Below are 12,701 nucleotides of genomic sequence, written 5' to 3'. Positions count from 1 at the left end.
ACGATCGCGAAGGAGATCGCCATGGTGCTGTTCCGTCGAGTGCTCGGCGACGTGCTCCGTCACCAGCGCGTGCAGCGCGGCATGACGCTGCGCGAGGTCTCCGCCGGTGCCCGCGTGTCGCTGGGCTACATCTCCGAGATCGAGCGCGGCCAGAAGGAAGCCTCCTCGGAGCTGCTGGCGTCGCTGTGCAACGCGATGGACCTGACCCTGTCGCAGGTGATCCGCGAGGTCTCCGACCAGGTCGCGCTCGAGGAAGCCGCACTGGCTCCCATCCCGCTGCCCGTCCGTGTCGACGCCACCGCCGCGTCGTCTGCTGCCTGACGGTCCTTCCGCGCCGAGACGAGGCGGGTGCCGCGCCGAGACGAGGCGTGTGCCGCGTCGAGACGAGGCGTGTGCCGCGTCGAGACGAGGCGTGTGCCGGGTGATCAGAGGGGCAGCACCTTGGTGCTCCTGAACGAGCGCTCCGTGCCGTCGACCGGGTCGGTGAACGCGAGCTCGCTCGCGAGCAGCTGGAGCGGCGTGCTGAAGTCGTCGACGCTGACGCCGGTGGCGACCGGGTAGAGGGGATCTCCCTCGATCGGGATGCCCAGTCCGTGCAGGTGCATCCGGAGCTGGTGCGTGCGCCCCGTCAGCGGTGTGAGCCGGTAGATCGCGCGGTCACCGTCGAGGCGGGCCTCGAGCTCCACGAGCGTCTCCGCGTTGACGGGCGCGTTCGGCACCACCTCGCCCTGCCACTGACCCCGTGGCTTCTGGAGGTGGTTGCGCACCCAGGTCGGCTGCTCGCGCGCGGGGTCGTACGGCGCGACGGCGCGGTAGACCTTCCTCGCCGTGCCGTCCTCGAAGACGCCCTGGTAGGCGCCGCGCCACTGCTTCGCGGCCGTCAGCATGAGCACTCCGGAGGTGACCCTGTCGAGGCGGTGGGCAGGGGAGAGCTCGGGAAGACCGAGCTCCTCCCGGGCGCGGACGACGACGCTCTGGACGACGTGGCTGCCGCGCGGGATCGTCGAGAGGAAGGCAGGCTTGTCCACGACGACGATCCGCTCATCGCGGTGCAGGAGGGTCAGCTCGCCGGGTACCACCGGCTCCTCGCGCAGGTCCCGGTGGAACCACATGAACGTGTGCGGCCGGTAGGGATCGTCCGCGCGCACGGGAGCGCCGTCCTGCCAGACGAAGCGTCCCGCCGCGAGGAAGGCGTCGACGTCGACGCTCGGCTGCTGTCCGTCGCCGAGCGGAACGGCGAGCTCCGCCAGCGCGTGCACGCCCGTGGCCTCGAGGTTGCGAGGCGGCAGGCGGTGCCGGAGCCAGTCGCGCATCGTGCCCTCGTGCTCGGGGGCTGTGCCGGCCGCAGGCGTGCGGACCCATGCTGCGCTGAGCCCATGGCGCGGCGGCAGGGGCGACGGGGGAGGCACGCGCAGATCGTAGGTGTGGAGGTGCCCGCGGACGGCATCCGGGTGGCGGCCGCCGCCCGGGGTCACGCGTCCGGGGTGGGCCGGACCATGTAGACGCCCTTCTCCTCACGGAAGCCGAGCTCCTCGTAGAGGCCGACCGCCTCCGGAGCTGCGAAGAGGGTCAGGTGGCCTGCGGCGCGCACCGGTTGCGTGGCGAGCAGGTCGGTCAGGAGGCGGTGCGCGATGCCCTGGTCCTGCTCGCGGGGGTCGACGATGACGTCGACGACCACCACGTAGAAGCCGTCACCGACCGCGCGGGCCAGGCCGACCAGGCGACCGTCGGCGTTGCGGGCGATGGCGACCGCCAGCGACCGCTGCAAGGCCGCCTCGGCCTCCGCCGGCGGGCAGACCGGCCAGTCCACGGCGGCGCGGAGGGCGGCGTACTCGGCGGGGGTGACGGTGGGTTCCATGAGCCGTGGAGTACCCGCTCGCAGTCTGCTGATGTCGGTCTGCTGGAGGAGAGCCCCATGGATCGTGACGCATCGCCGTGGTGCTGGTGCTCTTCGTCCTCGCGCCGACGATGTGCGTGGTGACGCTGCTCGCGGTGACCCACACCGACCGGGTCGGTGCTCTGCCTGGGCACTGTGCCCCGTGGCTACGTCCTCCGCGCTGCACTCATCGGCGCCCCCGGGCACGCGAGGTCGCGGACCAGGTCACCACCCGCGTGGCAGTGACCGAGGCGTGAGGCCAGCGGCTTGCGGCCTCAGCGCTGACAGGAGGGGCACCAGTAGCGGATCCGCTCGCGACCGGGCTCGCCCTGCTCTTCCCGACGTACGACGGAGCCGCAGCGCAGGCACGTGCGCTGGCCGTAGACCCAGTGCGACCGACCGCGCCGGGTGTCACCGGTGGTGACCATGCCGGAGCGCTCCCGGTTGACCAGCAGCAGCTGGTGTGCGCGGGAGACCAGGCGCTCGAGACGCTCGACCTCGCCCACGGGCGTCGTGGGCAGGCGGCCGGTGAGGAAGCAGAGCTCGGCGGCATAGACGTTGCCGATGCCGGCGAGGTTGCGCTGGTCGAGGAGGGCCTCGGCGAGCGGCCGGTCGGGGTCGCCGACCAGGTTGTGGGCCGCGCGGGCGGCGTCCCAGTCGGGGCCGAGCAGGTCGGGGCCGAGGTGGCCGACGGCGTCCGACTCGGCAGCGCGGGGGAGCAGCTCCACGATGCCCAGGGAGAAGCCGACTGCCTCCACGTCGTCGGTGCGCAGCACGACACGTGCCGTGTGCGCCGGCTTGCGCCAGCGCTCTCCCGCGCGGCCGACCGCCCAGGATCCCTCCATCTTGAGGTGGGTGTGCAAGGTGACGTCCGGACCGATCCGGGTGAGCAGGTGCTTGCCGCGGGCCACCGTCTCGACGACGGTGCGACCGCTGAGGTCGGCGGTCGCATGGGCCGGGACGCGGAAGTCGGTGGACGTGAGCACGCGTCCGGACAGGGCCCGGTCGAGAGACCGGGCTGCACGCCACACCGCGTCGCCCTCAGGCACGGATCCGCAGCCCCCTGGGAGTGGCGACGAAGCCCGCCGCAGTGAGTGCCTCGCGCAGCGGTGTCGACCCGCTGCCGAGCAGCTGCTCGCCGTCCGCACGCTCGACGGTGAGCCGTCCGAGCTGGCCACGACGCACGGCATCGGCCAGAGCGGCGCTTGCCGGGACGAGGAGCTCGTGGTCGTCGGTGAAGGTGAGCAGCGTGCGCCCGCCGCGCTCCACGTAGAGCACCAGGGCACCGTCGACCAGAACGGCGAGGGCGCCTGCCTTGCGCCCGGGGCGGTGTCCGGACCCACCCTCGGCCGTCGGGTCGACGACAGAGCGCTCGGGCCAGGGCAGCGCGGCCCCGTAGGGGTTCGCGGGATCGGTCGCTGCCAGGGCGATCGCCACCGGCTCGTCACCCGGATCGGAGAAGGTGCGCAGCCGGTCGACCGCGCCCGACGAGCCGAACTGCGCTGCGCCCAGGCCGGCCACGAAGTAGCCGCGTCGGCACCGTCCGGACTCCTCGAACTGGCTCAGCACCTTGTACGCCGCGGCGAACCCGCCCGGGGACCGCTCGGCCTGCACTGCTCCGCGGGTGACCACCCCGTGGCGCTCGAGCAGCCCTTCGGCGAGCGCGTGTGCGCGGCGGGTGGGATCGAGGTCGACGGCCGGCAGCGCGCTCCAGCGGCCGGCCGTCTGCGGCGGCCCCCCGCGGCTGGGCATCGCGGGCCGTCGGGACGCCGTGCGTGCCCGGGGCGCGGGGCGACGGGTGCGGTGGGTCGTCGAGCCGCCCCCGATCAGCGCTCGCAGCGGCGCCAGGGTGTCGTTGCCGATCCGGCCCGCCCACACCAGCTCCCACAGCACGGTCGCGAGGGCCTGGTCGTCGGTCGAACCGACGGTGTCGGCGAGCTGGCGGAAGAACCACGCACCTCCTGGTGCGAGTGCGTCGAGAACCGCCTGGTGGAGCTCGGAGTGCTCGAAGGGCACGGGGGCGGGCAGCGTCAGGTCGCACTGGTCGGCGAGGTGCAGCGAGACCCAGCCGTCGTCCCCGGGCAGCGCACCGTGGCCGGCCCAGAGCACCTCGCCGGTCGCGGTCAGCTCGTCGAGGAACGCCGGGGAGTAGTCACGAACGCGGGCGGGCAGCACGAGCGACTCGAGCGCACTGGCCGGCACCGGACAGCCGGCGAGCTGCTCGATCGCGGCGACGACGCCGTCGACCCCACGCAGGGCTCCCTGCCTGCGGGTGACGCCCTGCCAGTGCGGGAGGAAACGACCCAGGGCCGCGGGGTCTACCGGCTCGACCTCGGCCCGCAGCCGTGCCAGCGACCGCCTCCGCAGACGGCGGAGGACCTCGGCATCGCACCACTCCGACCCGGCTCCGGCGGGCCGGAACTCACCCTCCAGCACGCGCCCCTCGCCGGCGAGCCGCGTGAGTGTGTGCCGGACGACCGCGACGCCCAGCCCGAAGCGGGCCGCCACCTCGTCGGCGGTGAAGGGCCCGTGCGTGCGTGCGTAGCGGCCGACGAGGTCGCCGAGCGGGTCTGTCACGGGCTCGGTGAAGACCGAGGGAGTGCCCGGCGGCACGGGCACTCCGAGGCCGTCGCGGAGGCGCGCGACGTCCTCGATGGCGACCCAGTGCTCCGTACCGGCGATACGTAGCACGGCGGCCCGTCGAGCAGCGGCGAGCGTGGCCAGGTCGGCCTGTGCGTCCACGCCCCGGTAGCGGGCCCCGACCTCTGCAGCCGAGAGGGGGCCGAGCAGCCGCAGCAGGTCGGCCACGCCCTCGGCATCGCGCGCCCTGCGGTCCTCGACGAGGCGCTGCAGCTCCGCCTCGGTCTCGGCGAGCACGACCGGGTCAAGCAGCTCGCGGAGCTCGGCACGCCCCAGGAGCTCGGCCAGCAGCCCCTGGTCGAGCTGGAGGGCGGCGGCCCGGCGTTCGGCGATGGGGGAGTCGCCCTCGTAGACGAACTGCGCGACGTAGCCGAAGAGCAGCGAGCGGGCGTAGGGGGACGGCATCGGGGTGTCGACGTCGACGACCTGCACCTCGCGCCGGTCGATCCGGGTCAGCAGGCCCACGAGGCCAGGCAGGTCGTAGACGTCCTGAAGCACCTCCCTGACCGCCTCCAGCACGATCGGGAACGACGGGTACTTCGCCGCGACCTCGAGCAGCTGCGCAGAGCGTTGGCGCTGCTGCCAGAGCGGCGACCTCTTGCCCGGGTCGCGGCGGGGGAGCAGGAGGGCCCGCGCGGCGCACTCGCGGAAGCGGGAGGCGAAGAGTGCCGAACCGCCGACCTCGGCGGTCACGATCTCCTCGATCTCGCCCGGCTCGAAGACGACGATGTCGCCACCCGGCGGCTCCGCCGAGGTGTCCGGGACCCGCAGCACGATGCCGTCGTCGGAGGCCACCGCGGAGGCCTCCACGCCGTAGCGCTCGCGCAGCCGCGCGTTGATGGCCAGGGCCCAGGGGGCGTGGACGGGCGTGCCGTAGGGCGAGTGGACGACCAGGCGCCAGTCGCCGAGCTCGTCACGACACCTCTCCACGACGATCGACCGGTCACTGGGCACGATGCGCGTGGCGTCGGCCTGCTCGGCGACGTACCCGGCGAGGTTGGCTGCCGCCCACTCGTCGAGCCCGGCCTCCTTCGCGCGCGCGACGGCCAGTTCCTGTGGAAGCGCGGCGAGCTCCCGGCCGAGTGCGCCGACCGCCTCGCCCAGCTCCGCGGGGCGCCCGAGAGTGTCCCCCTTCCAGAACGGGAGGCGGCCGGGCACGCCGGGTGCCGGCGTCACGAGCACCCGGTCGTGGGTGATGTCCTCGATGCGCCAGCTGGTCGCACCGAGGGCGAAGACGTCACCGACGCGCGACTCGTAGACCATCTCCTCGTCGAGCTCGCCGACGCGCTTGCCGCCCCCGCTCCCGGCCTCCGAGCCGACCAGGAAGACGCCGAACAGTCCTCGATCGGGGATGGTGCCGCCGCTGGTCACCGCGAGCCGCTGCGCACCGGGGCGACCGGTGACCTGGCCGGTCACGCGGTCCCACACGACGCGCGGACGCAGCTCGGCGAACTCGTCGGAGGGGTAGCGCCCCGCGAGCAGGTCGAGGGTGGTGTCGAACGCCGCTCGCGGGAGGTGTGCGTAGGGCGCCGACCGCCGCGCCAGCTCGTAGAGCTCGTCGACGTGCCACGCATCGAGCGCGGTCATCGCGACCACCTGCTGGGCCAGGACGTCGAGCGGGTTGGAGGGGACGCGCAGCGACTCGATGGCGCCGGCACGCATCCGTTCGACGGCGACCGCCGTCTGGGCGAGGTCACCACGGTGCTTGGGGTAGAGGACTCCGCGCGAGACCTCGCCGACCTGGTGGCCGGCCCGGCCGACGCGCTGGAGGGCGGACGCCACCGAGGGCGGCGACTCGATCTGCACGACCAGGTCGACGTCGCCCATGTCGATGCCGAGCTCGAGGGAGGAGGTGGCCACGACGCAGGGGAGGCGGCCGCGCTTGAGGTCGTCCTCGATGAGCGCGCGCTGCTCCTTCGACACCGAGCCGTGGTGGGCCTTGGCGATGACGGTCTCCGGGGCGTACGACGTGCCGGACTGGGCGATCACCGCGGCGGGGGACGCGACCGCACGGTCGACGGCGAGCCCTGACCGCTCGGTGGCGATCTCGTTGAAACGGGCGGTCAGCCGCTCGGCGAGGCGGCGGGAGTTGGCGAAGACGATCGTCGAGCGATGCTGCTCGATGAGGTCGACGACGCTCTCCTCGACATGGGGCCACAGGGAGCCGGACCGGGCCGGGTCCTCGCTCTCCTCGTCGTAGTCGCCGGGGCTGGTCATGTCCTCGACCGGGACGACGACCCGGAGGTCCCACTCCTTCGTCGAGGGCGGCGCCACGATCTCGACGGGAGCAGCGCCGCCGAGGAAGCGGGCTACCTCCTCCAGGGGGCGCACGGTCGCGGAGAGGCCGATCCGCTGCGCCGGCCGCTCCAGCAGGGCGTCGAGCCGCTCGAGGGTCAGCGCGAGATGGGCACCGCGCTTGGTGCCGGCCACGGCGTGGACCTCGTCGACGATCACCGTCTGCACGCCCCGCAGCGCCTCGCGCGCTCCGGAGGTGAGCATGAGGAAGAGCGACTCCGGCGTCGTGATCATGATGTCCGGCGGTGCGGTCGCCAGCTTGCGCCGCTCGGCGGCAGGGGTGTCGCCGGAGCGCACGCCGACCCGTACGTCGGCGACCGGGAGGCCGAGTCGGTCGGCGGTGTGCCGGATGCCGGTCAGCGGTGCGCGCAGGTTGCGCTCGACGTCGACGGCGAGGGCCTTGAGCGGGGAGACGTACAGGACACGGCAGCGTCGCCGTGGGTCCTCCGGCGGCTCGTCGGTCAGGAGGCGGTCGACCCCGGCGAGGAACGCCGACAGCGTCTTGCCGGAGCCGGTGGGCGCGACGACGAGCGCGTGGCGCCCGGCCGCGATCGCGGCCCACGCCCCCACCTGTGCAGGCGTGGGCGCAGCGAAGGCGGCGCGGAACCACGTCCGCGTCGCCTCACCGAAACGCTCCAGGGGATCAGCCACGGAACCATCCTCGCCGACGCCACCGACAACGTCAGGCGAGGAGCTCCTCGAGGGCGTGGGACTCCTCCTCGTTGGTGTCCCGGACCGAGGCTGCAAGGTCCCGGGCGTCGGCGTTGGCGCCATGCGTGGCCTCGGCGGCCGCGATGCGGCCGCTGTCGCGGAGCTCGTCGAGGAAGGTCGCGATCCAGCGCTCCTGGAAGTCGGCGTCGGAGGCCTTCTCGACCTCCGGGAAGGCGTGCACCCCCGCGTGACCGGCGGCGTGGTCCCGGACCGTGCTCGGCACGTCCTTGCCCCAGTCGGTCAGCCAGGTCGTGGTGGTGTCGACCTCGGCGGCCCGGGCCTCGCGGGCCCGGTCGAGGAATGCCGTGAGCTCCGGGTCCAGCCGGCGTCCGACGGTGAGGTCGATCAGGGCGAACTCCTCGGCGCGCTGCCGGAGCAGGTCGCGAGCGAACGCGGCGTCGGCGGCGTTGAAGACCGCGCCGTTGGGGGCGGTCTCCACCGGGGCGGGAGCGGCAGCCGGCCGGCCACCACACGCGGTGAGGCCCGCGAGGGCGGCGAGCGCGGCGAGGAACGACGCGGCGGCGGGGCGGCGTACGACGGAGGGGCGCATGGCAGGGATGCTGTCATGTCTGGCAGGAACTCAGACGACGTGGAGGGTGCCGGCTGGTTCAATGTGGCGCATGTCGACGCTGCAGCCGATCCCCGACGACAAGGACTGGACCTGGGTCCTGAGTCGCCCGTGCCCCGAGTGCGGCTTCGCCGCCGACACCCTCGAGGCGACCGAGTTCGGCGAGATGGTGCGGATCAACGCCGAGCGCTGGGTGCAGGTCCTCGAGCGCCGCGACGCCGTCGAGAGGCCCGCAGAGCGCACGTGGTCGCCGCTGGAGTACGCCTGCCACGTGCGCGACGTGCACCGGATCTTCGCCGAGCGGCTCGTGCTCATGCTCGAGACGGACAACCCGCGCTTCCCGAACTGGGACCAGGACGCCACCGCGGTCGAGGAGCGCTACGCCGAGCAGGACCCCGCCGTCGTCGCCGCCGAGCTCGTCGAGGCAGCCGCCCACGTCGCCTCGATCTACGACGGCGTCCACGGTGACCAGTGGTCACGTCCGGGCACGCGCAGCAACGGCTCGGTGTTCACGGTCGACACGATCGGGCGCTACCACCTGCACGACGACGTCCACCACCTCGACGACGTGCACGGCTGATGCGGCACAGCGAGTTCTGGGAGCGGATGACGGCGGCGCTGCGCGACGAGGGCTATGCCCGCTACTGGGCCGGCAGCACCGTCATCGGCAGCCTGGAGGGACGCACGGTCGACGAAGCGCTCGCGGCCGGTGAGAGCCCCAAGGCCGTCTGGCGGGCCGTGCACGCCGTGCTCGACCTGCCCGAGCGCGACCGGTGAGCCTCCCGAGCAGCGCGCGATGAGTCTCGCCTCGGAGAGGGTGGACACGGTCGCCCTGCAGCGGCGCACGGTCCGCAGCCTGGTGGCCACGCAGGCCGTAGGCGCGCTCGGCATCACGATCGCGCTGGCGACCGCCTCCCTGCTCGCGCGTGACCTCAGCGGCTCTGACAGCCTCGCCGGCCTGGCCCAGACCAGCCAGGTGCTCGGTGCCGCGGTGGCGTCGTGGACCCTGGCGTCGGTCATGGCCACGCGGGGTCGCCGGGTGGGTCTGCTGGCGGGCATCTGCTTCGCCACCGTCGGTTCCCTGCTCTGTGTCGTCGCAGGTGCGGTGGGCTCGATGCCCCTGCTGCTGCTCGGCACGTTCCTCGTGGGGTCGATGACCGCTGCGAACTCGTCGGCACGGTATGCGGCGACCGACCTCGCCGACCCGGAGACCCGCGCGCGGGACCTCTCGCTGGTCGTCTGGGCGACCACGGTGGGCGCCGTCCTGGGGCCGAACCTCGCGGAGCCGTCGGCTGCTTTGGCGGACCGGCTCGGTCTGCCGCCGCTGACCGGCCCGTTCCTCGTCGGGGCCGTCGGCATGGCGGTGGCAGCGGTGGTCGTCGCCGTGCGGCTGCGCCCGGACCCCCTCGTCGTCGCCAGGCAGGTCGCGGGCGAGAGCGTGCCTCGGCGTCCCGGACCCGGCGGCGTCATGGTCGGAGCGCTGGCGGTCATGCGCGACGAGCCCCTCGTCGCGTGCGCGATGGCAGCCGTGGCAGCGGCCCACGCCGTCATGGTGGGCGTCATGGTGATGACGCCTCTGCACATGCAGCACGGGGGCGCGCACCTGCACGTGATCGGCCTCGTGATCAGCGTGCACGTCCTGGGCATGTTCGCCTTCGCGCCGGTCGTCGGATGGCTCACCGACCGGATGGGCCGTCCACGGATGATCGTGCTGGGCGGTGCGGTGCTCCTCGTCGCGGTCACCCTGGCGGGGCTCTCGCCCCAGGGCAGCTCGTGGCAGGTCTTCGCGGGTCTCTTCGTGCTCGGCATCGGGTGGTCGTTCGTGACCATCGCCGGGTCCACCCTGCTGACCGACCGGACGCCGCTGGCCGCCCGCACCGACGTGCAGGGCGCGTCCGACCTGGTCATGGGCCTCTCCGCCGGTGTCGCCGGGGGACTCTCCGGAGTGGTCGTCGGCGCCTTGGGCTACGGCTGGCTCAACGCGCTCGCCGCAGCGCTGGGGGCGGTGGTACTCGGCGTGGGCGTGGTCGCCGGCCGGTCCGGCTCGCGCCCGTGACGGTGGCCCTCCCCGGAGCGTCCGTGGAGGGCCCCGAGCCGGGTTGCGCTCAGTAGCGGATGCGCGCCGCGTGGGCGAGCCACGCCGAGAACGGGGCCTCGTGGCCCACGACCTCCAGCCGCTCCACGGGGGTGGGCCAGGTGCTCCTCGGCTGGTCGAGCAGCTCGTAGAAGACCCGGTCGTCGAACCCGGCGCCGGCGGCGTCGGTCCGGTCCGCGGCGTACACGACGCGGTCGAGGCGGGCCCAGAGGCTGGCGGTGAGGCAGAGCGGGCACGGCTCGCAGGAGCTGTACAGGGTCAGGCCGGTCAGGACGTGGGTCGCGAGCACGGCGCACGCGCTGCGGATCGCGACCACCTCGGCGTGCGCCGTGGGGTCGTGGTCCCGCGTCACCCGGTTCTGGCCCCTCGCGACCTCGACGTCGTCACGGACCAGGACGGCGCCGAACGGCCCGCCGCCGTCGGCGACGTTGGCGGTCGCCAGCTCCACCGCTCGCTCGAGCCAGTGCTGGTCCCTGCCTGTCGTCGCCATGGGCCGATCGTGGCACACGGCTCCACGTCGCCGGCGGTCCTCCGGATCAGGCGGAGGCGGCGGCCTTCCCAGCCCGGGCCCGGCGGTCTGCAGAGCGCTTCCTCGCGCTGTACACCAGCTCGGAGGGCGCCCACGCCGCCCCGGCGGCGGCCACCCGCGACCGGAGGCGCGGCACGCCGTAGGTCGACGTGAGCTCGCGACCGAGCGGGCGGGCCACACCGCGCAGGCCCTTGCCGGAGTGGTTCTCGCCGGTGTCGACCTGGTAGACCGCGCCGCGGAACGGCATCGGGTCCAGCTTGTTGCCGTGCTTGGAGAGCCAGATGCGCTTGTTGCGGTGGGCGCCGAGCAGGGCGCCCAGCCGCTCGCCGTACGCCTCGGCGACCTCGTCCTGGGTCGCGGTGAGGGGGAGGTCCTGCGGCACGTCGTAGGCCCGCCAGGCGACGACGTGGCTGGTGCCGCAGACGCCGAAGAACCGCTTCTGCACCTGGTAGGCCTGGCGCGCCCGCGAGTAGATGTAGCCCTCCTCGACGAGCCATCCGTTCGCATCCGGGTCGGAGGACGACAGCGCCGCGATGTCGTGGTGCACGTAGTCGTCCGCGTCGAAGATCATGACGTGGTCAGGGCGGTGCTCACGGGCTGCGGCGAGGCCGATCCCGATCTTCGTGCCCTTGTCGCGCACGAACGGGCCGAGCTCGAACTGGGGACCTGCCACGTCGACCGGTGGGGCGAAGTCGACCGGGACGAAGAAGGTCCGGTCGGGCAGCGTGAAGGCCGGTGCCCGGTTGCCGACGACGTACACGACGTAGTCGTCGGAGGTCTGCGCGGTGACCGAGCCGAGGGTCTCCTGGAGCAGCTGCTCCACGCGTCCGTAGTCGGCCGAGTTGTGCGGGTGACGAAGGGAGGTGACGAAGGCCAGCATCAGTTCTCCGGTCGGTTCAGGATGGTGCGCGCGAGGTCGATGGCTTCGGTTCGGTCGTGCGCGTACGCCGCGGTGCTGAACCGGTGGGTGTAGTCGTCGAAGACCGCTCCGAGCTTGCGGTAGCTGTTGTCGAGCATCACGTGGTCGATCCCCATCAGGACGGCGAGGACGTGTGCGTGCAGCCGGTCGACGACGACCACGCGGCGTCCGGCGTAGAGGCGGACGCCGCTGCGGACGTTGGCGCGGTTGATCCAGCCGAAGCTCGCCCGCAGCAGCACCTGGAAGAGGTGCCAGCGCCTGAGCGCCGGCCAGCGCCTCGCGATCCGCGGCACGGCGCGGGCCAGGCGCCAGCCGAGCGTGTCCAGCTCGGGGCTCGTCCAGTCGCGGACGTCGGCGGCCACCCCCAGGTCGCTCGCCAGGTCGGCCGTCCCGAGTCCGGAGGCGCCCTCGTGGTCGGTGCGGGCCACGACGAGAGCGGGTGCCCCGCCGTGCTGCTTCCGCGACGGGCGCGGGTCCCAGCCCAGGGCCATGTCCCAGCAGTAGCGCCGCGGGACGTCCGGCAGCCAGGCAGCGGCTCGCTCCTCCGTCTCCCGGTCGCGCACGAGCAGCGTGAAGTCCGGGTGCGCGCCGAGGATGCGGTTCGCGTTGGCGGCGTACTTCTCCTCCGAGAACCAGACCGACTGCGGCAGCTGCACGATCTTCCGGTCGCGGAAGTCGCGCGCGACCTGCTCGCGGTGCTTCTGGTGGCCGCGCCAGAGGTCGCCCACGTTGCCTCCGCCGTGGAGGAGGATCACTCCGTCGGCCGGAAGGGTTCGGCGGAGCACGTCGGTGTCGTAGGACTGCAGGTCGGCGACGTAGACGACCTTCAGGCCGAGCCGCCGGAAGTAGGCGACCTCGCCGGCCCAGATCATCGAGTCGCCGACGTTGCGCTGGTTGGGCGCGTCGAGCAGCGCCACCGTCGCGCCGCGCCCGATGACGTCGACCAGCACGTCGAGGGTCCGGGACCGCAGCTCTTCCAGGGTGGACCTGTCTCGTTCACGCACGGCTGGAGCCTAGACGGACGCCGGGCTGTCGGCTCGCCGCGGGGGACTGCCGGCGAGTACGGCG

12 protein-coding genes are annotated in these 12,701 nt (G+C 73.4%); 4 read left to right on the top strand and 8 right to left on the bottom strand.

Annotated features, from left to right (window positions below; translation table 11 throughout):
- Positions 1 to 15: 15 nt before the first annotated feature.
- A complete protein-coding gene (locus Q5722_RS01280) occupies positions 16 to 321 on the top strand; it encodes a helix-turn-helix domain-containing protein (protein ID WP_439652489.1) in 306 nt (101 codons plus the stop codon).
- A 104-nt stretch (positions 322 to 425) separates the two neighbouring features.
- Here the strand turns inward: Q5722_RS01280 and Q5722_RS01275 are convergent, their stop codons facing one another.
- From Q5722_RS01275 to Q5722_RS01255, 5 genes are all read right to left on the bottom strand, one after another.
- A complete protein-coding gene (locus tag Q5722_RS01275; RefSeq protein ID WP_305026395.1) occupies positions 426 to 1,409 on the bottom strand; it encodes a pseudouridine synthase in 984 nt (327 codons plus the stop codon).
- A gap of 62 nt (positions 1,410 to 1,471) precedes the next feature.
- Complete coding sequence (locus Q5722_RS01270) at positions 1,472 to 1,858, bottom strand: GNAT family N-acetyltransferase (RefSeq protein ID WP_305026394.1); 387 nt, start codon at positions 1,856 to 1,858, stop codon at positions 1,472 to 1,474.
- Positions 1,859 to 2,151: 293 nt separating this feature from the next.
- Complete coding sequence (locus Q5722_RS01265; RefSeq protein ID WP_305026393.1) at positions 2,152 to 2,925, bottom strand: DNA-formamidopyrimidine glycosylase family protein; 774 nt, start codon at positions 2,923 to 2,925, stop codon at positions 2,152 to 2,154.
- Positions 2,918 to 7,462 carry an ATP-dependent helicase gene (locus tag Q5722_RS01260; RefSeq protein ID WP_305026392.1) on the bottom strand — a complete coding sequence of 1,515 codons (4,545 nt, stop codon included), beginning with the start codon at positions 7,460 to 7,462 and terminating at the stop codon, positions 2,918 to 2,920. The genes Q5722_RS01265 and Q5722_RS01260 overlap by 8 nt, the downstream gene beginning before the upstream one ends.
- A gap of 31 nt (positions 7,463 to 7,493) precedes the next feature.
- A complete protein-coding gene (locus Q5722_RS01255) occupies positions 7,494 to 8,072 on the bottom strand; it encodes a DUF305 domain-containing protein (protein ID WP_305026391.1) in 579 nt (192 codons plus the stop codon).
- A gap of 70 nt (positions 8,073 to 8,142) precedes the next feature.
- Between Q5722_RS01255 and Q5722_RS01250 the strand changes: the two genes are divergently transcribed.
- Genes Q5722_RS01250 through Q5722_RS01240 form a run of 3 tightly spaced genes read left to right on the top strand, consistent with a single transcriptional unit; the run spans position 8,143 to position 10,146 of the window.
- Positions 8,143 to 8,670, top strand: a complete 528-nt coding sequence (locus tag Q5722_RS01250; RefSeq protein WP_305026390.1) for a DinB family protein — start codon at positions 8,143 to 8,145, stop codon at positions 8,668 to 8,670.
- Entirely contained in the window at positions 8,670 to 8,867 is a 198-nt protein-coding gene (locus tag Q5722_RS01245) for a DUF3046 domain-containing protein (protein ID WP_305026389.1), read from the top strand. The genes Q5722_RS01250 and Q5722_RS01245 overlap by 1 nt, the downstream gene beginning before the upstream one ends.
- Before the next feature lie 19 nt (positions 8,868 to 8,886).
- Positions 8,887 to 10,146, top strand: a complete 1,260-nt coding sequence (locus Q5722_RS01240; protein ID WP_305026388.1) for an MFS transporter — start codon at positions 8,887 to 8,889, stop codon at positions 10,144 to 10,146.
- A gap of 49 nt (positions 10,147 to 10,195) precedes the next feature.
- Here Q5722_RS01240 and Q5722_RS01235 read toward each other — a convergent pair whose 3' ends face one another.
- Genes Q5722_RS01235 through Q5722_RS01225 form a run of 3 tightly spaced genes read right to left on the bottom strand, consistent with a single transcriptional unit; the run spans position 10,196 to position 12,637 of the window.
- Positions 10,196 to 10,675: a nucleoside deaminase gene (locus Q5722_RS01235; protein WP_305026387.1), complete on the bottom strand. Its 480-nt coding sequence runs from the start codon at positions 10,673 to 10,675 to the stop codon at positions 10,196 to 10,198.
- Positions 10,676 to 10,721: 46 nt separating this feature from the next.
- On the bottom strand, positions 10,722 to 11,594 hold the full coding sequence (locus Q5722_RS01230; RefSeq protein ID WP_305026386.1) for a glycosyltransferase family A protein: 873 nt from the start codon (positions 11,592 to 11,594) through the stop codon (positions 10,722 to 10,724).
- A complete protein-coding gene (locus Q5722_RS01225) occupies positions 11,594 to 12,637 on the bottom strand; it encodes a polysaccharide pyruvyl transferase family protein (protein ID WP_305026385.1) in 1,044 nt (347 codons plus the stop codon). Before Q5722_RS01225 ends, Q5722_RS01230 begins: the two co-directional genes overlap by 1 nt.
- Positions 12,638 to 12,701 lie beyond the last annotated feature (64 nt).

This window comes from Nocardioides jiangxiensis (assembly GCF_030580915.1).
Lineage (GTDB): Bacteria > Actinomycetota > Actinomycetes > Propionibacteriales > Nocardioidaceae > Nocardioides > Nocardioides jiangxiensis.
This window is presented reverse-complemented; position numbering and strand designations above follow the sequence as displayed.